The organism is Streptomyces seoulensis, from assembly GCF_022846655.1.
GTDB lineage: Bacteria > Actinomycetota > Actinomycetes > Streptomycetales > Streptomycetaceae > Streptomyces.
Map to the genome: position 1 here is coordinate 814,460 of NZ_AP025667.1, position 20,324 is coordinate 834,783.

13 protein-coding genes are annotated in these 20,324 nt (G+C 74.7%); 3 read left to right on the forward strand and 10 right to left on the reverse strand.

The window, feature by feature from the left end; genetic code table 11:
* The first annotated feature begins 55 nt into the window (after positions 1-55).
* Positions 56-679 carry a TetR/AcrR family transcriptional regulator gene (locus tag HEK131_RS03810; protein ID WP_217460401.1) on the forward strand — a complete coding sequence of 208 codons (624 nt, stop codon included), beginning with the start codon at positions 56-58 and terminating at the stop codon, positions 677-679.
* Between the two features lie 6 nt (positions 680-685).
* Here HEK131_RS03810 and HEK131_RS03815 read toward each other — a convergent pair whose 3' ends face one another.
* Together HEK131_RS03815 and HEK131_RS03820 are read right to left on the reverse strand one after the other, a co-directional pair.
* The gene (locus HEK131_RS03815) at positions 686-2,305 is read right to left on the reverse strand and encodes a glycosyltransferase family 2 protein (RefSeq protein WP_374201392.1); all 1,620 of its coding nucleotides are present in this window, start codon (positions 2,303-2,305) and stop codon (positions 686-688) included.
* Between the two features lie 16 nt (positions 2,306-2,321).
* Positions 2,322-3,587 carry a glycosyltransferase 87 family protein gene (locus HEK131_RS03820; protein ID WP_244333666.1) on the reverse strand — a complete coding sequence of 422 codons (1,266 nt, stop codon included), beginning with the start codon at positions 3,585-3,587 and terminating at the stop codon, positions 2,322-2,324.
* A 190-nt stretch (positions 3,588-3,777) separates the two neighbouring features.
* On the opposite strand from HEK131_RS03820, the gene HEK131_RS03825 reads away from it, so the two are divergent.
* Positions 3,778-5,310: a glycosyltransferase family 39 protein gene (locus tag HEK131_RS03825; RefSeq protein WP_244333667.1), complete on the forward strand. Its 1,533-nt coding sequence runs from the start codon at positions 3,778-3,780 to the stop codon at positions 5,308-5,310.
* Here the strand turns inward: HEK131_RS03825 and HEK131_RS03830 are convergent.
* Complete coding sequence (locus tag HEK131_RS03830; protein ID WP_244333668.1) at positions 5,252-5,755, reverse strand: MarR family winged helix-turn-helix transcriptional regulator; 504 nt, start codon at positions 5,753-5,755, stop codon at positions 5,252-5,254. The two genes, HEK131_RS03825 and HEK131_RS03830, sit on opposite strands and share 59 nt — an antisense overlap.
* 126 nt (positions 5,756-5,881) lie before the next feature.
* Between HEK131_RS03830 and HEK131_RS03835 the strand changes: the two genes are divergently transcribed.
* On the forward strand, positions 5,882-6,295 hold the full coding sequence (locus tag HEK131_RS03835) for an organic hydroperoxide resistance protein (protein ID WP_161146327.1): 414 nt from the start codon (positions 5,882-5,884) through the stop codon (positions 6,293-6,295).
* A gap of 30 nt (positions 6,296-6,325) precedes the next feature.
* Here HEK131_RS03835 and HEK131_RS03840 read toward each other — a convergent pair whose 3' ends face one another.
* The 7 genes from HEK131_RS03840 to HEK131_RS03870 all read right to left on the reverse strand — a co-directional run bounded on the left by HEK131_RS03840 (position 6,326) and on the right by HEK131_RS03870 (position 20,244).
* Positions 6,326-8,542 carry a bifunctional glycosyltransferase/CDP-glycerol:glycerophosphate glycerophosphotransferase gene (locus tag HEK131_RS03840; protein ID WP_244333669.1) on the reverse strand — a complete coding sequence of 739 codons (2,217 nt, stop codon included), beginning with the start codon at positions 8,540-8,542 and terminating at the stop codon, positions 6,326-6,328.
* A gap of 6 nt (positions 8,543-8,548) precedes the next feature.
* Positions 8,549-10,750 carry a bifunctional glycosyltransferase/CDP-glycerol:glycerophosphate glycerophosphotransferase gene (locus HEK131_RS03845; protein ID WP_244333670.1) on the reverse strand — a complete coding sequence of 734 codons (2,202 nt, stop codon included), beginning with the start codon at positions 10,748-10,750 and terminating at the stop codon, positions 8,549-8,551.
* A gap of 125 nt (positions 10,751-10,875) precedes the next feature.
* Positions 10,876-13,095, reverse strand: a complete 2,220-nt coding sequence (locus tag HEK131_RS03850) for a bifunctional glycosyltransferase/CDP-glycerol:glycerophosphate glycerophosphotransferase (RefSeq protein ID WP_244333671.1) — start codon at positions 13,093-13,095, stop codon at positions 10,876-10,878.
* A 140-nt stretch (positions 13,096-13,235) separates the two neighbouring features.
* On the reverse strand, positions 13,236-14,123 hold the full coding sequence (locus HEK131_RS03855; protein ID WP_244451933.1) for a carbohydrate ABC transporter permease: 888 nt from the start codon (positions 14,121-14,123) through the stop codon (positions 13,236-13,238).
* 26 nt (positions 14,124-14,149) lie between these two features.
* A complete protein-coding gene (locus HEK131_RS03860; protein ID WP_244333672.1) occupies positions 14,150-15,493 on the reverse strand; it encodes a carbohydrate ABC transporter permease in 1,344 nt (447 codons plus the stop codon).
* 7 nt (positions 15,494-15,500) lie between these two features.
* The gene (locus HEK131_RS03865; RefSeq protein WP_244333673.1) at positions 15,501-16,877 is read right to left on the reverse strand and encodes an ABC transporter substrate-binding protein; all 1,377 of its coding nucleotides are present in this window, start codon (positions 16,875-16,877) and stop codon (positions 15,501-15,503) included.
* 175 nt (positions 16,878-17,052) lie between these two features.
* Positions 17,053-20,244 carry an FHA domain-containing protein gene (locus HEK131_RS03870; protein WP_244333674.1) on the reverse strand — a complete coding sequence of 1,064 codons (3,192 nt, stop codon included), beginning with the start codon at positions 20,242-20,244 and terminating at the stop codon, positions 17,053-17,055.
* Positions 20,245-20,324: the final 80 nt, after the last annotated feature.

Genomic DNA, 20,324 nt, shown 5'->3' on the forward strand with positions numbered 1-20,324 from the left:
GCCCATCCGACGACGGAACGCAACCGTTGCGTCGTCCCGCCCTATGCTGGTGCGCATGACGACCAACGCCGACGAACCCCCGGCGCGCCCGCGCCGGGCCCCGGCCGGGGCCGCCGTGCTCCGGGAGGACGTGACCGAGGCCATCCGCGCGGCCGTCTTCGAGGAACTGGCCGCCGTGGGGTACGCGCGGATGTCCATCGAGGGCATCGCGCGCCGGGCCGGCGTCGGCAAGACGGCGGTGTACCGGCGCTGGCGCTCCAAGCTGAACCTGGTGCTGGACGTCGTCTCCGCGATGGCGGTGCTCGGCCTGCCGGCCCCGGACACGGGCTCCCTGGAGGGCGACCTCCGGCTGCTGTACGAGGTGATGTCGCGCGCCCTGCGCCACCCGGTCGCCTCGCAGATCATCCCCGACCTCCAGGCGGAGGCCGCCCGCAACCCGGAGATGGCCGAGACCCTCCAGAAGGCCGTGCGCGACGGCCAGGACGGGGTCGCGTCCAAAATCGTGGCGGCGGCGCGGGAGCGGGGCGAGGTGAGCGCGGACCTCGACCTGGACCTCGCCCTCGACCTGATCTCCGGCCCCCTCTACTGGCGCGCGGTGATCATCCGCAGCCCGAAGCTCCCCAAGGGCTACCTCCCGAACCTGGCCCGTGCCACGGCGGGGGCGCTCAAGGCGCTGTAGGGCACCTCACCGCAGCAGCCTCCGCAGTCGTCCCCGTGCCACCCGGGACGCCCCCGACGCTCCCGTCGCCACGCGCAGGGACAGGGCGCCGGAGTGGGTGGCGTAGGGGTGGGCGAGGAGGACGAGGTGGCGGGTGCTGGGCAGGGCCCGTCTGCGCAGGTGGGGGGTGTCCGTGCGGGCGTGGGCCGTGATGTCCCGCTGGGCACCGTCCTTGAAGTGGACGGTGAGGCGCAGGTCCCAGACGCCCGCGCCCAGCGCGCTCAGGTCGACGGCCGCGTCCGCCGCCCAGATGCCGGGGGACGCGGGGACCAGGGGCAGGGTGATGTGCCGCACCGGCCGGCCCGTCGTACGGTCGTGCCATCGGGCCGTCACCGCCAGCGGGCCCGCCTCGGCCAGGCGGCCGTACAGCTCGTGCAGGCGCAGCCGGAGCCGGGAGATGTGGGCCCGCGGGAGCAGTTCGGCGTCCATGGCGCAGGGCAGCGCCTCGGTGGGGCAGGTCAGCAGCGGGGTCAGGGCCACGCCGGGCTGCGCGGCCGACCAGACGGGAGTGCCCTCGGAGTCGCGGGCGTAGGGCGGCAGCAGACGGGCCGGGCGGGCGGCCAGCTCGCGCAGCCGGGGCAGGTCGCGCGGCTCGGGCGACTCCAGCACGAACCGGCCCAGCAGGGTGCCGGGCGCGGCGGGGTCCCGCTCCCAGTCCTCGGCGTCGTACCCGGCGAGGTAGGCGCGGGTGTGCGCCCACCAGGCGCGCCGGTACTCCTCGTCCCGCAGGTCCAGCTCGCTCAGGTACATGCGCAGTTCGTGGTCGAGGAACTTCGCCCTGGCCGCCCGCGCCAGCTCCGCCTCACCGGCGTCCAGCAGGATCCGGTGCGCCTGCGCGCACGCCCGGGTGCGCGCGTGCCAGTTGTCGATGTGCTCCCGGTCCAGCGAGAGCGAGAGGTGCCCGGCGGCCCGGCGTACGTGCCACACGTAGACGCGGTCCGGGACGAGCGCGATGCGCGGGGCGGCGGCCAGGACGCGGGCGGTGAAGACGAAGTCCTCGTAGAGGAACCGGCCTTCGGGGAAGCGGATGCCGTGGGCGCGCAGGAAGTCGGTGCGGTAGAGCTTGTTGACGCACAGGGTGTCGTGGACCAGGTGCGGCCGGTCGGCGGGGTGCCCGATCAGCGCCTCCCGCGCGTACAGGGACGACTGCCAGAGGTGTTCGCGCCCCGAGGGCAGTTCCCGGCGCACGCACAGCCCTGCCGTCACCTCCGCGCCCGTCCCGCCCGCCGCCCGCAGCAGCGCGTCCACCGCGCCGGGCGGCAGCAGGTCGTCGCTGTCCAGGAACATGACGTACGGCATGGTCACCGCGTCGATCCCGGTGTTGCGCGGGGTGCCGCAGCCGCCGCTGTTGGTGGCGTGCCGGATCACCCGCAGCCGGGGCTCGGCGGCCGCGAGCCGGTCCAGGAGGTCGGCGCTGCCGTCGGTGGAGCGGTCGTCCACGGCGATCACCTCGCCCACCGCTGGGCCCTGACGGAGCGCCGAACGCACGGCGTCGGTCACATGGCCGGCGTCGTCGTAGCCGATGACGACGACGGCCACCCGGGGCTCGGCTTCAGGCATGGGCTCGGCTTCAGACATGGGGTCCATGGTCGGTGCCGGGCCGTCAGGAACGGGTCAAGACGGGGTCCGGGACCCGGCCGGGGTCCGGGACGGCGCGGGTCGCGGACGCGTTGACCGGGGGCCGGGTGGAGCGCCACAGCCGGACGAAGGACAGGACGGCGGCGGCCAGCAGGGTTCCGTTGCGGGCCAGGGTGAGCAGGCAGCCCGGCCAGGTCCCGGCGATGACCTCGCCGTAGGTCAGCGGGAAGATCAGGCTGCTCAGCCCGGTCGAGACCAGGATCAGCACCGTCACCGGGCGCTGGCCGGTGTGCCGCGAGGTCAGGCAGACGGCCGCCAGGCCCAGCAGCCAGATCAGGTACTGCGGGCTGATGACCCGGCTGGTGACGGTGAACAGCAGCACCGCCGTGAGCGCCGCGTCGTACGGCGTCGCCGGGCTGAAGTGCCGGGCCCGCAGCCGCCACACCACCAGCAGCACGAACGCGGCCGCCGTCAGCGCCAGCGAGGCGACGGCGACCGTGTGCACGTGCGGGCCGACCAGTTCCATGGAGCCGTACTGGTAGCGGACCCGGCCCGGCCAGCCCGCGTGCCGGGCCAGGTTGAGCGCCGTGCCGCCGAGCGACTCGATCTGCACGCCCCGGCCGCCCTGTTCGCGCAGGAAGCCGAACGGGTCGGAGAACAGCACCGCCAGCACCGCCAGGGACGCGCAGCCGGCGGCCGTCGCCCACGACCACGCCGACCGTGTCGCCCGTCCGCGTGACACGCCGAGCAGCACCAGCGCGGGCCACACCTTCACCACCGCGCCGAGCGCCCCGAACACCCCGGCCGCGCGCGGGGAGCGGCCGAGCGCCAGCAGGGCGGCGACACCCAGCGCGGTCACCTGTACGTCGTAGCGGGCCAGCGGCAGATGCAGCAGCAGCGGCAGCCCGCCCACCCACAGGGCGGCCCCGCGCAGGCTGCGCCCGGCGCGCCGCCCGGCGACGGCCAGCGCCACCGCGACGGCCGCGTCCGCCACCAGCGTCAGCAGCACGAACGCCTCGAAGTACGACAGCCACGGCAGCAGCCCCGGCGCCAGCAGCACCGGCCCCGCGCCCGGCGGGTACTGCCACAGCGTGTCGTGCGTGGGGAACGTCCCGTGGGAGAGCACGCCGTACCAGTGGAAGTACAGCCGCCACACCTCGCGCGACACCGAGCCGCCGCCCAGCACGTGCGCGGAGCCGAAGACGAGGAGCCCCAGCATCAGCGCGCGGGTGGCGAGCCAGCCGGCGACGAGGGCGAGGACCGGACCGGAGGTGACACGGAGACGGTTCATCGCGTGGGAGCCTAATCCGCGCGGATGGTGTATCCCTGCCGATACGCCGTCAATGATCGGAAAAGACTGGCCAATCGCAAAAGATCGGGCCGTGGTGAACGTCGGGCCTCTTGTGGAAGCGCAGTCGCCCAGGGCGGCTGGAACAACGGTTGTCGTGCCGGGCGGCGCGGGCGGGCCGCGGACCGGCCGGGTGCCCTGGCGCGTCCGGTGGGGCGCGCCCGTGTGCCTGCCCGCGCTGGTGATGCTCGGGCTCGGGCTCTGGGGCGTGGACCGGGGCGGGATATGGCGCGACGAGGCCGTCACCTTCCAGGTCGCCCGCCGCTCGGTGCCGCAGATCTGGCAGCTCCTGCACGGCGTGGACGCGGTGCACGGCCTGTACTACCTGCTGATGCACGCCGTCCTCGCCGTGCACCCCGACGAGGTCGTGCTCCGGCTGCCCTCCGTCTGCGCGGCCGCCGCCACCGCGGCCCTCGTCGGCGAACTGGGCGTCCGCCTGGCCGGACCGCGCGTCGGCCTGTGGGCCGGACTGCTGTACGCCGTCTCGCCGATGGCCGGCCACTACGCCCAGGAGGGCCGCTCGTACGCGCTCGTCGCCGCGGGCGCCACCGGTACGACCCTGCTCTTCGTGCGCGCCCTGCGCACCGGCGCCTGGCGGGCCTACGGCGTCGTCATCGCGGCCACCTGCTGGCTGCACGAGTTCGCCGTGCTGCTGCTTCTGGCCCACGCCGCCACGCTCGCCCTCGCCCGCGTCGGCGCACGGGTGTGGCGGGGCTGGGCGGGCGCGGCCGGGGTGGTGGGGCTCGCGCTGCTGCCGATGATCCTGGTCTCGCACGCCCAGTCCGCCCAGTTGGCCTGGCTGCGCCCGCCGACCTGGGCGACCGTGCAGGGGCTGCTGCGCTGGTTCCTCGGGCCGGGCGACGGCGTGTACTGGACCTGTCTCGTACTCGCCGTGCTCGGTCTGGCCGGGCTGGCGGCGCCGCCGGGGCGGCCGACCTGCGCGCGGGTGGGTCTGCCGCTGGCGGTGCTGCCGCCCGCCGCGCTGATGCTGGCCTCGCAGCTCTCCCCGCTCTACGTCGACCGCTACGTCCTCTACGCCCTCTCCGGCGCGCCCCTGCTGGTCGCCGCCGGGGCCGACACGGTGGCGCGGGCCGGGGCGCGGCTGCGGCTGCGGGTGCCCAGACCTCCGGTGCTCGCCCTGACCGGCGCCGCGCTGGCCGGCCTGGCGCTCGTGCTGCAGCTCCCGCTGATGAGCGGCGACCGCGACCCGGCCCACCGCCCGGACGACCTGGCCGCCGCCGCCAGGGTCGCGGCACGGGAGGTGCGCCCCGGCGAGCCGGTGCTGTTCCTGCCGGTCCAGGCCCGCAACGCAGCCCTGGCCTACCCGCGCGCCTTCGCGGGCGTGCGGGACGTCGCCCTCGTCGAGCCGGGCCCCGAGTCCGGGACGCTCTACGGGCGCGAGGCGGACGCGGCCGAGGTGCGGCGACGGCTGGCCGGTCTGGACCGGGTGTGGGTGGTGGCCGACCGGGATCTCCTGGCCGGCCGCTGGAGACCGAGCGGTCCCGCCGAGCGGGCCAAACTCGCCGTCCTGGCGCAGGAGTTCATGCCCGCCGAGGAGTCGGCCGACGGGGACGCGGGCGTACGGCTCTACGTCCGCCGGGTCGCCGTCAGTGCTCTGCCGGGCCTTCTTCCAGTTCCCGGACCGCCGCGTCCAGCGCGCCGGTGAGCCGGTCGAGGCGCTCGCGCAGCTCGCCGATCTCGGCCGGGTCCGCCCCGGTCGCGGCCGCGATGCGCCGGGGCACCTCCAGCGCCCGTTCGCGCAGGCCCACGCCGTCGCCGGTGAGCGTCACCCGTACCGAGCGCTCGTCGCTCGCACTGCGCTCGCGGCGCACCAGGCCCGCCGTCTCCAGCCGCTTCAGCAGCGGGGACAGCGTGCCGGAGTCGAGCCGCAGGTGCTCGCCGAGCTGCTTCACCGGCATGCCGTCGCGCTCCCAGAGCACCAGCATCACCAGGTACTGCGGGTAGGTGAGCCCGAGGTCCTTCAGCAGCACGCGGTAGACGCCGTTGAACGCGCGGGAGGCGGCGTTCAGGGAGAAGCAGATCTGCCGGTCCAGGCGGAGCCAGTCCGGGTCGGCGGCGAGGTCGGCCGGTGGGGTGGGCGAGGCGCTCATGACTCCAGGATAGCCAGACGGGCGCTGTTTGGTTGTGCGCAATTTAATTGTGTGCTCTACTCGGATTCGAGGGCGGCGGTCCTCCCGGTCCGCCGCCACCGACTCTCCGAGAGGACCGGTCTTCCCATGGACGCGCTCTACACCGCCGTCGCCACCGCCACCCACGGCCGCGAGGGCCGCGCCGTCTCCTCCGACGGCCGCATCGACCTTCCCCTCGCCATGCCGGCGGAGCTGGGCGGCGACGGCCAGGGCAGCAACCCCGAGCAGCTCTTCGCCGCCGGCTACGCCGCCTGCTTCGGCAGCGCCCTCGGCCTGGTCGGCCGTCAGGCCAAGGTGGACGTCTCCGACGCCGCCGTCACCGCCGAGGTCGGCATCGGCAAGGAGGGCGAGGGCTTCGGCCTCAAGGTGACGCTGCGCGTCGAGCTGCCCGACACCGTGGACGAGGCCACCGGCCGCAAGCTGGTCGAGACCGCCCACCAGGTCTGCCCGTACTCCAACGCCACCCGCGGCAACATCGAGGTCACCCTCGTCGTCGAGTGACCCCCGGCGCGGGCACCGGCCCGCGCCGCCTCACGAGGACCGGGTGAGCTGATCGCTCCCCATGGAGGGGCCGGGGATGCGCGCCGCACCGGTGGCGGGCATCGCCTCGCCGAGCAGCAGGGTGCGCACCACCCGCTCGGCGGCCCGGCCGTCCTCGAACTCGCAGAACCGCGCCCGGAAGTCGGCCCGCAGTGCCGCCGACTCCCCGTCCCGCCACGCCCCGGACTCGAAAAGCCAGGTCAACTCGCGCTCCGAGCGCGTCACATGGCCCGGCGGCCGGGCGGTGACGTCCAGATAGGCGCCCCGGCTCGCCCGGAACGTCTCCCAGTCGTCGGCGTGGACGACGATCGGGCGGTCCAGGACGGCGTAGTCGAACATGATCGACGAGTAGTCCGTGACCAGGGCGTCCGAGGCCAGCATCACCTCCGCCGCGTCCGGCTCGTCCGTCGCGTCGACCACCAGCCCGCGCCGGGCCAGCTCCGCCAGCCCCGCCCCGCGCGCCGGGCCGTTCGCCAGCGACGGATGCAGCCGCACCACCAGCGTGTGCCCCTCACCGAGGCCCGCCGCGAAGGCGGCCAGGTCGATCCGGTCCACGTGCCCGCCCCGCAGGTGGTCCCGGCGGGTCGGCGCGTACAGCACCACCGTGTCCCCCTCCGGGATGCCGTGCCGCCGCCGGAACTCCGCGCCCCGCGAGGCGCCCGCGCCCACCAGCACGTCGTTGCGCGGGCTGCCGGTGCGCACCGAGGTGAAGTGGCAGGGGAAGGCCCGCTCCCAGACCAGTTCCGCGTGCCGGTTGGCGACCAGACCGAAGTCCCAGCGGTCCGCCCGCCGCAGCATCCGGGGCACGTCGAAACCGAGCCGGGCGCCGGGCCTGTCCAGCAGATCGGCGCCCAGGTACTTCAGCGGGGTGCCCTGGTGGGTCTGGATGTGCGTGGCGCCGGGGCGCTTGACCAGCGCGCCGGGCCAGTTGACGTCGTTGACGAAGAACGAGGCCCGCGCCGTCACCTCCAGATAGCGCCGCGAGCCCAGCAGCACGTGGTCGGTGCCCGGCGGCAGCGTCGCCGCCGTCTCCTCGTCCCGCACCACCCACACCCCGCGCAGCCGGGGCGCGATGGTCCGCGCCGCCCGGTACACCGCCGCCGGGTCGCCGAGCATCCCCCGGTGCGAGGACGCCGAGTACACCACCAGGTCCGGGTCCAGCGGACGGCGCGACTGCACCGCCGACCAGCCGCGCCGGGCCCGTTTCCCCACCGCCGTCCGCATCCGCGCCGCGCGCCGTCCGGCCTCCCGGCCCGCCTGCCCGGCCCGGCGCCGCAGCAGATAGGCGGCGTACCCGCCCTCCAGCACGGCCGTCGCACCCTTCGCGCGGGTGCCCTCCGGCCGGTGCGTACGGAACATCCGCGCCGTGCGGTGGAAGAACTCCGCCTTGTCACCCGGCGGCAGCCGGTCCGGCTTGGCCAGGATGTCCAGGCAGTGCTCACCCATCTTGCGGTGCAGGTACGGCCGCCACCGCCACAGCTCCGGGCGCCCCTCGACGAACGCGAAGACCCGCTCGTACTGGTCGTGCACGTCGAAGTGCTTACGGCTGGTGGTGGAGAGGATGTTGCCCTGCCTGCGCTGGCGGTAGTGCAGGCAGATCCGGTCCAGGGTGGCGATCCGCGCGGCGCTCAGCATCACCGGGAACGTCCACGGGGTGTCCTCGTAGTAGCCGGGCGGGAACTCGAAGCCGTGGCCCGTCACGAAGTCGCGGCGGTAGACCTTGTTCCACACCACCATCAGCAGATCGAGGATCTCCGGCCGCTCGGCCGCCGTGAAGGTGCCGTCCTCGGCCGCCAGGACGTCCGCCAGCACGTTGCGGCGGGTGCCGCCCCACCAGTAGGTACGGGCGTAGTCGAAGACCAGCACGTCCGGGTCGTCGCTCTCCGCCAGCCGGTCGGCGACCGCCGCCAGGGCGCCGGGGGTGAGGGTGTCGTCGCTGTCGAGGAAGAGGAGGTAGTCGCCGCTCGCGTGCGGCATGCCGGCGTTGCGGGCGCGGCCGAGACCGACGTTCTCCGGCAGATGCAGCACCCGCACGCGCGGGTCGCGCTCGGCGTACTCGTCGAGGATCGCGCCGCAGCCGTCCGGTGAGCGGTCGTCCACGGCGATCACCTCCAGATCGCCGAAGGACTGCTGGAGCACCGAGTCCAGGCACTCGCGCAGGAAGCCCTGCACCTTGAAGCAGGGGACGATGACACTGAAGCGGGGCACGGCGGATCAGCTCCTCACGAGGGACGCGGCGGCGGGGGCGGGCACACGCTCGGCGAGCGGCACCACCGGCGGCAGCGCCTCCGGCGGCTCACCGAGCAGCACCCGCCGGACGACGCGCTCGGCGGCACGCCCGTCGTCGAACTCGCAGAACCGCTCCCGGAACGCGGCCCGGCACGCGGCCGACGCCTCGCCCCGGTACTCGCCCTCGCGGAAGATCCGGGCCAGTTCCCGGGGGGTACGGGCCACCGGGCCCGGCGCCTCGGCCATCAGGTCGAAGTACACGCCCCGCGTCTCGCGGTAGACCTCCCAGTCGTCGGCGTACACCACGATCGGCCGGTCCAGGTTGGCGTAGTCGAACATGATCGACGAGTAGTCCGTGATCAGCGCGTCCGCCGCCAGGCACACGTCCTCCGACGAGCGGTGCGCGGTGACGTCGATGATCCGGTCCGAACCGCGGGCCGTGCCCTGGTCGTAGAAGTAGTGGGCGCGCAGCAGCACCACCACGTCGTCACCGGCCGCCGCGCAGAACTCCGCCAGATCCAGGCCGGGTTCGAAGCCGGTCGCGTGGTCGCGGTGGGTGGGCGCGTACAGCACCGCCGTGGCTCCCTCCGGGACGCCCAGCTCGCGCCGGACCCGGGCCACGTCCGCCGCGGTCGCCGTGCAGTACACGTCGTTGCGCGGATAGCCGTACTCCAACTGCTCGTAGGAGCCGGGGAAGGCGCGCTCCCACATCTGGGTGGAGTGCCGGTTGGAGGAGAGGTTGTAGTCCCAGCGGTCCACCCGGCCCAGCAGCTTGGTGAAGCTGCCCGAGCGGGCGGCCACCACCGGGTACGTCGACTGGTCCACGCCCATCTTCTTCAGCGGGGTGCCGTGCTGGGTCTGCACGTGCACGCTGCCGGGGCGCTTGACGACGCCCTCGGCGAAGTTGGCGTTGTTCACCAGGTACTTGGCGCGGGCCAGCACCTCCCAGTACCGCCGCGAGCCGATCACCGCGTACTCCACGCCCTCCGGCACCGTGTGCGCCTGGTCGGCCTCCACCAGGAACACCGACCTGATGTGCGGGGCGAGTTCGCGGGCCTTGGCATGGATCGCGGCCGGGTTGCAGGCGTAACCCCGGCCCCAGTAGGCGCAGTACACCGCCAGGTGGGGATCGAGCGGCCGGCGCAGGGCGCGGGCGTAGCGCAGCCGGGTGCGCAGCATGCGCGGACGCGGCAGCCGCCCCAGCGCACCGGCCGCCACCCGGTTGATCCCGCGCAGCGCCCGGAACGGCGTGTACGCGCCCGCCGCCAGCAGCCGGTGCTGCACCCCGAGGCTCCCGCCGGGCGTGCGGTACCCGGCCGGGCGGTGCCTGCGGTACAGGCGCCCGGCGCGGCGGAAGAAGGCCCGGTGTCCTTCGGTCAGCCGCTCGGGGCGGGAGGCCGTCTTCAGCACCTGGGTGAACAACTGGCCGAACAGCGCTCGGGCCCGCTCCACGGGCAGCGCGCACTCGGCGGCCCGGCGCAGCACCCGGTCCACCTGGTCCAGCAGCTCCCGCTGGTGCGGTCCCGGCGCGTTGAGCCTGCTGCCCTGGCGCCGGGCCCGGTGCCGTACGACCGCCCGGCGCAGCACCGCGATCCGGGTGGCGGCGACCGCGACCAGGCCGCCCCAGCCGAGGTCGGTGAAGTGACCTTCGGGGAAGGCCAGTCCGTGCTCGGTCAGGAAGGTGCGCCGGTAGGCCGCGCTCCAGGCCGGTAGCTGGACGCCGGTGAGCCAGGGTGCCGCGCCGGGCGCGAAGGCGCCGCCGGGAGCCTTGGCCAGCAGCGGCTTCGCCGGATTGGCGGGCTCGCCCTCCCACCAGGGCACGCGCTCGTACTCGGCCTGCAGCACGTCCACGCCCGCGGTCTCGGTCAGCCGCTGGTCCAGCGCGTCCAGCGCGCCGGGCAGCAGCAGGTCGTCGCCGTCCAGGAACAGCACGTACCCGCCGCGCGCGGCCCGCAGCCCGGCGTTGCGTGCCCCGCCCAGTCCGGCCGACGGCGGTGAGTTCACCGGGAGCACCCGCCGGTCGCGTTCGGCGTACGCGGCGGCCACGGCGGCGGCCGGGGCGTCGGGGGAGTCGCAGACCGGGATCAGTTCCAGGTCGCCGAAGGACTGCTGAAGCACTGAGTCCAGGGCCTGCGACAGCCGGCCCGAGACCCCGTGGGAGGGAACGATGATGCTGAAGCGGGGCATGCTTTTCTTTCTGTCGTCTTGCGGCCGCGTCCCGGTCGCCCGGCGGGACGCCAGGTGGACGGCCGGGTCGGCGTGGGCCGCGTCGTGCCGAGGGGCATGGAAACTCCCGGAAGGTCCAACGGTGTTCAGCGGCCCTCGGTGACGGGGAGCGGGCCGGAAGGTTGCGGCACGGACTTCAGCGGCGCCCGGACGAGCGCCTCGGCCGCCGACCGCACCGGCCTCGGCGCTCCGGGCGGGACCGCCTCGGGGAGCCCCGCCGGGCGGCCCAGCACCACATGGCGCACGACACGCTCCGCGGCGTCGCCGTCGTCGTACGGGCAGAAGCGGTCGCGGAACGCGGCCCGCAGCCGGGCCGAGCGGACGCCGCGCCAATGCCCGGAGGCGAACACGTCGACCACCTCGTCCTCGGTGCGGGCGAGCGGCCCCGGAGGCCGGGCGAGCAGGTCGACGTAGGCACCCCTGACCGCGCGGAAGGTGTCCCAGTCCCCGGTGTGCACCACCACCGGGCGGTCCAGCCCGGCGTAGTCGAACATCAGCGGCGAGAAGTCGGTGAGCAGCGCGTCCGAGGCCAGGCACAGGGACGGCAGGTCCGGATGCGCGGAGACGTCGACGAGCCGGGCCCCCGCACGCGGCGGGTCGGCGAGGGGAGCGCGGGTCAGGACGGTGAACCGGGGGCCGAGCCGCCCGGCCAGCCGCTCCGGGTCCAGCGGCGGGGTCTGGGTGCGCCGGTGGTCGCGGTGCGCGGGCACGTACAGCACGGCGATCGCCCCCTCCGGCACGCCCAGCGACGCGCGCAGCCGGGCCACGTCGGCCGAACCGGCCCGCTGGAAGGCGTCGTTGCGCGGACAGCCGTACTCCAGCGTGGTGTACGCGCCCGGGTGGACCCGCTCCCGGGTCAGGGTGGAGTGCCGGTTGCCGGAGAGCACGTAGTCCCACTGGTCGACCTCGCGCAGTTGCCCGGCGAAGTCCGTGTCCCGGGCGACCGCCGGGCGTTCCTGGAGGTCGAGGCCGGTGTGGCCGAGCGGGGTGCCCTGGTGGGTCTGCACGAAGACCTGGCCGGGGCGCTTGACCAGGCCGGGGCCGAAACCGGCGTTGTGCACCAGGTACTTGGAGCGGGCCAGCGCCGTCCAGTGGGCGGCCGTGCCGGGCCGCAGACCGGCCGGGCCGCCGAGCCAGGCGGTGCGGATGTGCGGGGCGTGCGCGTGGAAGGCCGCCCGCAGCGCGCTCGGGTCGCAGCCGTGGTCCGGGCCCGGCCGGGCGGCGAACAGCGCGCGGTCGGTGCGCAGCGGCAGACGGCGCTGGATCCGGTAGTGCAGGCGCAGGCCGGCCGCCCGCAGCGCCCGCGTCCACCGCTTCGCCGCCGCGCGCGTGTGGCGCCTGAGCGCGGCCGCCAGGCGCAGGACGCGGAAGGTGCGGTGCAGACCGAGCCGGACCAGGGTGCGCCGGAGGCCGGGGGGCGCGGGGGTACCGGGGGTGCGGTGGCGGCGGCAGTGGGCGCGGGCCCGGCGCAGGAACGCGGCGCGGCTGCCGCGCGGCAGCCGGTCGGGGCGGGTGGCGACGGTGGCGAGGTGGTCGAGCATCCGGGCGAACAACTCGGGCCGCCAGCACTCGAGTTCCGGGCGCTCCGCGAGGTGGGCGAAGACCCGGTCGTACTGGTCGAACACGTCGAAGTGGCGGGGGCTGGTGGTGCGCAGGATGCTGCCCCGGCGGCGCTGGCGGTAGTGCACGCAGACCCGGTCCAGCGTGGCGATCGACCCGGCCGTCATCAGCGCCGGGAAGGTCCACGGGGTGTCCTCGTAGAAGCCCGGCGGGAAGGTGAGGCCCTCGCGGGTGACGAACTCCCTGCGGTACGCCTTGTTCCACGCCACCATCAGCACCCGCAGCAGCCCCGGCCGGTCGGCCAGGGTGAAGGGGGCCGGGCCGTCCTCGGTGAGCCGGTCCGCGAGCCGGTTGCGCAGGGTGGTGCCGTCCCAGTGGGTGCGGGCGTAGTCGAAGACCAGGACGTCCGGCTCGCCCGTGCGCTCGATACGGTCCGCGACGGCCCGCAGCGTGTGCGGGGTGAGGGTGTCGTCGCCGTCGAGGAAGAGCAGGTAGTCACCGGCCGCCTCGGCCAGCCCCGCGTTGCGGGCCGGGCCCAGACCGGCGTTCTCCGCGAGGTGCACGGCCCTCACCCGGGGGTCGCGGGCCGCGTACTCGTCGATGATCGCGCCGCAGCCGTCCGGCGAGCGGTCGTCCACCGCGATCAGCTCGAAGTCCGGGTACGACTGGGTGAGCACCGAGTCCAGGCACTCGGCGAGGTACGCCTGTACCTCGTACGCGGGGACGATGACGCTGAACCTGGGCAAGGCACATCCATGGGTCGGTCGGCGCGGGCCTTCTGCCCGGCAACGGCCTTACGGATGACTTGGTTACGGCCCCTACGGCATACGGGGGACACCCGAGGGAGTCCGCATGACTCCCTCGGGCAACATCGCGGCGGACACGGCTACTTGACCGCTCCTGCCATGACCCCGGACACGAACTGGCGCTGGAAGGCGAAGAACACGGCCAGCGGGATCACCATCGACAGGAAGGCGCCGGGCGCGAGCACGTCGATGTTGTTGCCGAACTGCCGTACCTGGGTCTGGAGTGCCACCGTGATGGGCTGGGAGCCGGACTTGGTGAAGACCAGCGCCACCAGCATGTCGTTCCACACCCAGAGGAACTGGAAGATGCCGAGGCTGGCGATGGCGGGCGCGGCGAGCGGCATCACCACCCGTGCGAACAGCCGGAGTTCGCCCGCGCCGTCCAGCCGGGCCGCCTCCAGCAGCTCGCGCGGGATCTCCGCGAAGAAGTTCCGCAGCAGGAACACCGCGAAGGGCAGCCCGAACCCGATGTGGAACAGCACCACGCCCAGGATCGAGCCGAACAGCCCGACCTTGCCGAACAGTTCGGCGATCGGGATGAGCGCCACCTGCACCGGCACCACCAGCAGCGCGACCACGCCGAGGAACCACCAGTCGCGGCCGGGGAACTCCATCCACGCGAACGCGTAGGCCGCCAGGGAGCCGATCACCACCACGCCCACCGTCGCCGGGACCGTGATCAGCACGGTGTTGACCAGCGAGTGGGTGATGTCGCCGTTCTCCAGCAGCTTGCCGTAGCTCTCGAAGGTGAGTTTGGACGGCTCGGTGAACACCGTCCACCAGCCGCTCGCGCTCATGTCCTCCGGCGAGCGCAGCGAGGAGATCAGCAGCCCGACCGTCGGCACCAGCCAGAACAGGGCCACCACGACCAGGACGAACCGGACCAGTCCGCCGCCCAGCCCCTCCACCAGCCGGGCGCCCAGTGAGCGCCGGCCCCGCACGGTGTCCTTGGCGGGCAGCTCGCGCATCCGTCCCGCGCTCTCGGTGTGCGTGCTCATCGCCGGCCCTCCCGCCGCAGCCTGCGGATGTTGAACAGCATCACCGGGATCACCAGCAGCAGCAGGAACACCGCGATGGCGCTGGCCACCCCGGGCCGCCCCTCGGAGAAGCCCTTGCGGTACAGCTCCAGCGCCAGCACGTTCGCGTCGTCCTGGGACGAGCCCGGCGCGATGATGTAGACGAGGTCGAACACCTTCAGCACGTTGATCATCAGGGTGACGGCGACGACCGCGAGCACCGGCGCCAGCAGCGGCACGGTGACCTTGCGGAACACCTGCCACTCACTGGCACCGTCCACCCGTGCCTGCTCCAGCAGTTCCCTCGGCACCCCGGCGAGCCCCGCCGCGATCAGCACCATGGCGAAGCCCGCCCACATCCAGACGTAGGAGCCGATGATCGCCGGGGTGACCAGGGCCGGGCCGAGCCAGTCCACGCCGTTGTAGGGCTCCTTGAAGTTGTCGGCGGGGAGCCGGAGCCGAGCCCCGTCCGCCGAGGCGGGCAGGGTGAAGGTGCCGTCACCGGCCGCCTCGGCGGAGGCCACCACCTTGCCGTCCTTCACGGCCTCGACCCGCATCCCGGCGTACCCGACCTCGGCCGGGTCCGGGGCGCCGAGCCGGCCGACGCCCTTGCCGCGGGTGAAGTCCTGCCAGACGGTGCCGGTGACCTTCCCCGGCTCCGGCCGGGCGGCGGCCGCCCGCTTCACGTCGCCGGGCAGCTTGTCGGGGGCCACGCCGACCATCGGCAGCGCGACCGGACTGCCCGCCCGCACCGGCTCCTTGGTGACGAAGGCGCCGTCCTGTCCGACCAGCGGCGACTCGCGGCCGGGGTGCGCCTTGGGGAACGCCGACGACTGGGCGAAGCTGTCGTGCACCCCGACCCACACCGCGTTGGCGACCCCCTTGTCCGGGTCCTGGTCGTACACCAGCCGGAAGATGATCCCGGCCGCCAGCATCGAGATCGCCATCGGCATGAAGACGACCAGCTTGAACGCGGTTCCCCAGCGCACCCGTTCGGTCAGCACGGCGAAGACCAGGCCGAGCGCGGTGGAGACGGTGGGCGCGAACACCACCCAGATCACGTTGTTCTTCAGCGCCGTACGGATGCCGTCGTCCGTGAACAGCGCCTTGTAGTTGTCGAATCCGGCGAACTGGTCACCCGAGGAGTCGTAGAGACTGCGGACGACCGAGTACCCGATCGGGTAGAGCACGAGCGCGCCGAGCAGCACCAGGGCGGGCAGCAGGAACAGCGCCGCCACCGCCCTGCGGGTCCCGGTCACGCTCCTGCGGCTCTTCGGCGCGGCCGGGCCCGGAGGGGACCCGGCCGCCGTGGCCGATGCCATGACCGGATCAGCCCTTGTTCCCGTACGCGGCCGCCGCGTCCTTCTCCAGCCTGGCCTGGGTGCCCGCGACGTCCTTCGGGTTCTTCAGGAAGTCCTGGAGGTCCTTCCACTCGCCCTTGCCCGGCGTGCCGCCGAACGCCTGCGGCGCCTGGTCGGACATGTCGAAGCGGAAGTCGTCGCCGGACTTGATCAGCGCCTTGGCGATGGTGCGCTGGGTCTCGTTCGGGTACGCCGACTCCGCCACGTTCTTGTTGGGCGAGAGATAGCCGCCGAGCTTGGCCTGCACGGTCGCCGCGTCCGGGGAAGCGAGGAAGGTCGCCAGCGCCTGGGCCGCCTTGGAGTCCTTGAGGATCACCGCGGCGTCACCGCCGGAGACCACCGGCGCGGTCGAGCCGACCGCCGGGAACGGGAACACCTTGGCGTCCGTGCCCACCTTCGCCTTGGTCTCACCGATGTTGACCTGCGCGAAGTCGCCCTCGAAGACCATGCCCGCCTTCGGCTGGTCGCCGCCGGTGAAGGTCTGGGTCACCGAGGCCGGGAACTCGGTCTGGAGCGCGCCGTCCGCGCCGCCCGCCACGTAGTCCTTCTTGCCCCAGACCTGGGCGAGCGTGGTGAGCGCCTGCTTCACCGAGGGGTCGGTCCACTTGATCTCGTGCTTGGCGAGCTGGTCGTACTTCTCCGGACCGGCCTGGGAGAGGTAGACGTTCTCGAACCAGTCCGTCAGCGTCCAGCCGTCCGCGCCGCCCACCGAGAAGGGGGTGACACCGGAGTCGTACACCGCCTGCGCGGTGGTCAGCAGCTCGGGCCAGGTCCCCGGCGCCTTGGCGCCCGCGTTCTCGAAGACCGCCGAGTTGTACCAGATCAGGGACTTGTTGGCGGCCTTGTAGTAGACGCCGTACGGCTTGCCGTCGACCGCGCCGATGTCCTGCCAGCCCTGCGAGTAGTTCTTCTTCAGTTCCTTCACGGCCTCCGGGCCGAGCGGCTTGGCCCACTTCTTCTCGACCGCCTGCTTGATCGCGCCCGGCTGCGGCAGCATCGCCACGTCCGGCGGCTGCCCGCCCGCGATCTTGGAACCGAGGAAGTTGATGATCGGGTCCTGGGCGGGTACGAACGTCACCTCGGCGCCCGTGCGCTTCTCGAACTCCGCGAGGACCTTCTTGAAGTTCTCCTGCTCGGTCCCGGTCCAGACAGCGGCGACCTCGAGTCGGGCGCCGTCCAGCTTCGGCAGGTTCACGGTCGAGCCGGTGGCCCCGCCGCCTTCCTCGCCGTCCTTCTTCCCGCCGTCGCCGCCGGAGCAGGCGGTGAGCGCCAGAGCCCCCGCCAGCAGTGCGGCGAGGGCGGTGCCGGCCCGATGCCCTCGAATGGTGTCGCTCGGCTTGCGCATCACTTCCCCGTTCGTCGTTCTCCGTTGAACGCCTGAACTCTGCTTGTGCGCTCCGGTGTACGCCGGGCCGCCCCGGTGCGGCAAGAGCACCCGCAGGGTCCGGCCACGCATCGTGACCGGCTCGTGATCATCGGGGTATGCGCGCCTGGCACCGGAGACCCCGGTGCCCCGACGGTCACAGCAGCGAGGGCACCTGACCGGCCGACACCTGCCGGGCCGCCCGCTCCACCGCGCTCGCCAGCAGGGCCAGGTCGGTGGGGCCGTTGCCCAGCTCGCGCACCGGGCGCCGGGCCGGGGGGTCGCCCATCCGCTGCCAGTCCAGCGGCAGCACCGTCGGCCGCTGGGTCGCGGTGCGCGGGATACGGCCCGTCACCCGGCCGCCCTGCACCCCGGTGACCCGGCCGTCCGGGTACGCCAGCACGCCGCGCCCCGGCGCCGGTTCGCCCTCCGCGCCCCGCTCCGCGGGGCCCGTACCGCGCCCGCCGGAGGGGGCGTCCAGCGTCACCCGCAGCGTGGCCCGCCGCGCCGGCTCCGTCTCCGCCGCACGGCCGCCCGTGCCGGACGCGGCCACCAGGTGCACGCCGAGCCGCTCGCCCTCGCGGGCCACCGCCTCCAGCGCCCGCATCACCGACCCCGCGGCGGGGCGGCCCGGCGAACCCAGCGCCGGGGAGACCAGCGCGTCCAGGTCGTCGACGACCACCACCAGCCGGGGCAGCGGAGGCGCCGCCTCGGTGTGCTGCCGGGCGGCGCCGGGCCGCAGCCGCAGCGTGGAGCTGGGCGGCGTCTCCAGGTCGCCGTCGCCCGCGCCGCGGCCGCCGGAGCCGCGCTGGGCGACCATCCGGCCGGACACCTCGTGCCCGGTGTGCCAGTGCGCGAAGTCGGTCAGCCCGACCAGCTCCGACCGCCGCTTCAGCTCCGCGCTCAGCGACTGCGCGAACTCCCGCATGCGCACGGGGTCGTTGGCGATCAGGTGGGTCGTCACATGCGGTACGTCGGTACACGACCGCAGGCCCTCGCCGACCCCGGCGGCCGTGCCGACGCCGTCCCGGCCGTCGATCAGCACCATGCCGAGCCGGTCCGGGCGCTCGGCGGCGGCCAGCGACGCCACCACCGCCCGCAGCATTTCCGTACGGCCGCTGCCGGGCGGCCCCTCGACGAGCAGATGCGGACCGTCGGCCACCAGGTCGGCGGTCACCGGGCCGCGCGGACCGGCGCCCAGTACCGCGCGGGCCCGGCCGCCCAGCGACTCGGTGTCGTCGGCCGCGTCCGCCCAGCGGGCCATCAGCGAGGCCGGGGTGGCCCGGGCCAGCCCGAGTTCGTCCAGCAGCCGGGCCGACAGCGGCAGCGGCACCGCCACGCGCGGGTGCCGGTCGTCGGCCGGGGTGTCCGGGCGCAGCGGGGCGAGCGCCCGCGCGAACCGTTCCGCCCAGGCCCCCGACACCGCGTCCACGGCGGCGAGCGTGCCCGGCCCCACCGGACCGGTCGGCGCCACCCGCATCAGCCGCAGCGCGGTGGCCACGTCGCCGCTGAGCAGCGCCACCGCCCCGCACTCCCGGAAGGTGGGCGTCGCCGCGCAGGCCGCCTCGTAGGTGGCGGTGAGAGGGGAGGCGGGGGAGGCGGGCGCCGTCTCGGCCAGGCACACCACGTGCACCCCGGCCCGCGGCCCGCTCAGCGCCAGCCGCGCCACGTCCTCCCGCAGCGCCGACCCGCCGGGATCGCCGTCCACCACGACCACCGTGTAGGGCCCCGGGTGCCCGTGCGGGCCGTGCCGGAAGGCGGCGGGGTCCGAACCGCTCTCGACGCGGCGCAGCAGTTCCCCGGTACGGGCCGCCGCCTGCTCGCGGTCGTAGGCCAGCAGCAGCCGGCAGTCCTGGCCGTGCCCCGGCCGCACGTGCGGCAGCCAGCCCAGCCACGACCACTCGGCCGTGCGCTCCTCCGCCGAGCGGGAGCGGTCCGCGCTGATCAGCACGATCTCCAGCAGATCGGGGGAGTGCAGCGCGGCGAGCTGGGCCAGCACCGCGCGGGCCAGCCCCGCCAGCCGGGGGCGCGGACCGGCCAGGCCCAGCGCGCCCGCCTCGCGCAGCGCGGTCGTCACCGGCACCGCGAGCAGCGCCGAGCCGTCGGGCCCGGTCCGGTCGGCCGTGCCGAGCCGCACCGCCAGCGCCTCCGGGTGCCCCGGTCCCCGGTCCCACAGCCGGGGGCCCGGACCCAGCGCCGTCAGCAGCAGCGCGGCCGGGTCGGGCCAGGTCTCCGGGCGCCGGAACACCTCGGGCACGGCGACGGGGGGCGCCTCGGCGTACGGGGCCGGGTCGTCCTGGACGTCCTCGCCGCGTGTGCCGGTCAGCTTGCGCGCCCAGGCGCCGATACCGCCCCGGCGCCGGGCGGCGGGGATGTCGGTGCCCCGGACGGGGGTGCCCTTACGGGTGGGGGAGTCCAGTTCGTCGGGGTGCGGCTGGTCGGGCCGGTGACCGGCGTGGGTGTCGTGCTCCTCGTACCGGCCGGCGGAAGGGCCGGCGGGCCGGCTCTCGATGCGGGGCGCCCGGCCCTGCCCGGGTACCGCCGCCCGCTCGGTGCGCTCGGCGCCGACCCGTCCGGCCGTGCCGTACACGTGCCCGGTCGGGCCGTCCGGTGCCGTCGCGTCCGGGGCCGGGGCGGCGTCGGGGGTGTTCCAGGCGTCGGCGTCCGGGTCGTCCCCGAGAGGCACCCGGACACAGCCCTCCCCGTCCGCGACCGTGCGCACGCGGGCGGCGGGTCCCCCCGACGGGGTGACCCTGAGCGCGGATTCACCGAGGCGGAGCAGGCCGCCCGCCGGGAAGCGCAGCGGGCGGTCGGTGACGCGGGCGCCGTCCAGCGTGGTGCCGTTGGTGGAGTCGAGGTCGGTCACCGTGACCCGGCCCTCGGCGGTGACCGTGACCGCGCAGTGCAGCCGGGACACGTCCGGGTCGTCCAGGGGTACGTCGGCGTCGGCGGAGCGGCCGACCGTTATCCGGCCGCCGTGCAGCAGATGGACCCCGCCCGCGTCCGGGCCCGCGACCACGTGGAGCTGGGTCGGGGCGTCGTCCAGCTCGGGATGCGGCTCGGGGGCCGCCGGGGCGCCCAGGGACAGCACCGCGCCGTCGACCAGCGGGGGCTCACCGAGGGTGTGGCGGCGCGGGTCGAGGCGGTCCGCGCCCGCGTACAGCACCACCTGGGCGCCGCCGCTCTCCCGGCCCGCCCCGCTCTCGCCGGTGACCGCCGAGGCCAGCGCGGGCGCCACCGACGCCAGCTCGGTGCCCGTGGGCGCCGTGACCAGCACGTCGCGCGTCGCGGCGCCACCCCGCCTCGGGGACGCGCCCTGCGGATCTACGACGGTCAGCCGGATCTGCATCGCCGTCAGCGGTCCCTTCTGCCCGGCCGCGGAGGTCCCCCACTCCGCACGGGCACGTAGGCCAGTACTGCACGCATCCT